Raw genomic sequence first — 2,125 nt, forward strand, 5'->3', positions numbered from 1 at the left:
CTCTATGTGGCACCGCGCAATGCCTTAGAGACCCAACTTTGTGAGATTTGGCAACAGGTACTTGGCCTTGAGCAAGTGGGGATTGAGGATAATTTCTTCAGTATCGGGGGGGACTCTATCTCGGCTATCCGGTTGATGAATGCGTGTAATAAAGCACTGGATTTAAACATCCCAATTTCAGCCTTGTTTGAGCATACCCATATTGCCGCAATCGTCGACAACTTAGAGACGCTGAGCGTGGATATCGAGATTAAAGCAGGCTCCGGATCACAACAAGAACAAACTAATAGCATGAGGATTTAACCATGTTGTCATTGCTCGCTGAACTGAAAGATCACAATCTCTCAATCTGGTTGCAAGACGGCGGACTAGAGCTGTCATTTGGCGCGCAAGCGCCAGATGCTGCGCTTGTTGCAAAGTTAAAGTCAAACAAAACGCAGCTAATGGATTACCTTGAAGCAAAAGCAATTTTTTCAAAGGATGCGTTTAATACACTGCCAGAATTAAACCGCTATCCGCTTTCGTTTGCGCAAGAGCGTTTACTCTTTATCGAACGGTTAGAAAATGGCACCAACGCTTATCATATTCCGTTTTTGGTTAAACTCTCTGAGCACACCGAGCTTGCACACTTAGAACAGGCGTTGAATATCGTGTTAGATAGGCACGAAATCCTTCGCAGTGTCTATCGTCAAGACGAGCAAGGCCTCGACTATCAAGAAGTGTTGAGCGCTTGTATTGAGATTACGCCTAGCCCTGTGGCTGACTTAGCTGCGCTTAATACGGCTGTTAAACAAGCGATCAGTACACCATTTGACTTAGCCAATGAGCCTATGTTCAAGGTTTGCTGTTGGACATTAGGCGCTGAACGTTACGTGCTATTTATGTGGCACCATATTGCTTTTGATGGCTGGTCCACCGAAATCTTTATGCGTGAGCTACACCAAGCCTATTTTATGCAAGCTTCAGGCAAAACGCCTGAGCTACCAGCGCTTGAGTTACAGTACCAAGATTACGCAAAATGGCAGCGCGAGTACCTCAGCGGCGATACCTTAACTAAGCTTTTAGACCACTGGACTGATGCACTTGCAGGCGCTGAGCAGCTTGAATTACATTCGCCACTACCAAGGCCAAATGAATATCAATATCACGGTGCCGACCACCGTATTCATTTGGGTCAGGAACGAAGCGAAGCCCTAAAGGCCATAGCCAAAACGCAACAAACCAGTCTTTATGTAGTACTGCTCAGCAGCTGGGCATTGACATTACAAGCAACCAGCGGTCAGTCAGATTTAGTCATAGGTACGCCATCTGACAACCGTCACCTAAGCCAGACACAAAATCTTATTGGCTTTTTGGTCAATAGCTTAGCCCTGCCAGTTCATATTGATAACGCACTCGACTTTAATACCTTAATCCAACAAGTGCACCAAACCCTAAAAGCGGCAAAGGCGCACCAAGATCTGCCATTTGATAAATTGGTCGACGCCCTAAAATTACAACGGGATCCGTCTCGCCACCCGCTATTTCAAATGATGTTTGCGCTTGAGCAATTTAAAAATAACAGCGACGACAGCAGCCAACAGCTGTTTACGCCTGTGGATGAGTCACAAGTAAAAGCGCTCCATAAAGTGGCAAAGTTCGACATTAGTTTGCTGCTACAAAATGGGGACGAAGAAGTATTTGGTGATATTAACTACGCCACTGCGCTATTTCCTAGTGACTGGATCGCAACTCTTGCTGAGCGCTTTATCAATATTATCGATCAAGTGATCGCCAGAACCGCACAGCCACTTGCAAAAGTAGCCCTACAAAATAGAACTGAGACTGACACACTCCGTGCTTGGCACAACAACGCCGAGTCGTTTACCACCGACAAAGATTTGGCCAGCTTAGTAGAGCAGCACGCCGCTAACACCCCTGAGCAGACGGCCATGTTAACCAGCAGTGGTGAAGCACTGTCTTATGCCGAAGTGAACGGTAAAGCCAATGCCCTTGCGAAGCAAATCATTGCTCAGCACCCCAAAAACCAAGCTGGCCTATTGCCTGCCGATACCCCTATCGCCCTCTACTTTTCTCGCAGTAGCGAGATGCTTATTGCTATTTTGGCCGTGCTCAAAGCCGGTGG

General features: G+C 46.8%; 2 protein-coding genes. Both read left to right on the forward strand.

The window, feature by feature from the left end; all coding sequences use genetic code 11:
- On the forward strand, positions 1–303 hold a 303-nt coding region (locus MHN32_RS23460; protein WP_239422971.1), incomplete at its 5' end, for a phosphopantetheine-binding protein.
- A gap of 2 nt (positions 304–305) precedes the next feature.
- A partial coding sequence (locus MHN32_RS23465) for a condensation domain-containing protein (RefSeq protein ID WP_239422972.1) occupies positions 306–2,125 on the forward strand: 1,820 nt, incomplete at its 3' end.

It is taken from the genome of Pseudoalteromonas sp. Of11M-6, from assembly GCF_022347905.1.
In the GTDB taxonomy this organism is placed as follows: Bacteria; Pseudomonadota; Gammaproteobacteria; order Enterobacterales; family Alteromonadaceae; genus Pseudoalteromonas.